Consider the following 343-nt stretch of genomic DNA (forward strand, 5'->3'; position numbering starts at 1 on the left):
ACGTCAATCTGCCCGACTCGTGGTGGGCAGAGCTGAAGTCCGCACTCGGCACGCTCGCGACGGTGCCCACCGACCGGGAGTCCGTACGGCAAAACTGGGTCGACCGGAACTTCCGCCGCTTCCTCGGCATCGACTCCATCCGGATCCGTGAGACGACCACCGGGCACGCCGACCTGCACTGGGCGAACCTCACCCGCGCGCCCCTGGTCCTGCTCGACTGGGAGAACTGGGGCCGCCTACCCGCCGGCTACGACCTGGGGCTGCTCCACGCGTACTCGCTCGCCGCTCCGGCGACCGCCGCCCGGATCCGGAGCGAGTTCGCCCACGTCCTGGACACCGACGC

Annotated in this window: 1 pseudogene; it reads left to right on the forward strand. The window is 70.6% G+C overall.

Annotated elements, in window-relative coordinates:
• Positions 1–62: 62 nt before the first annotated feature.
• Positions 63–343: pseudogene (locus OQ02_RS39550) on the forward strand (aminoglycoside phosphotransferase); the annotation flags it as partial.

It is taken from the genome of Saccharothrix sp. NRRL B-16314 (genome assembly GCF_000716595.1).
GTDB lineage: Bacteria > Actinomycetota > Actinomycetes > Mycobacteriales > Pseudonocardiaceae > Actinosynnema.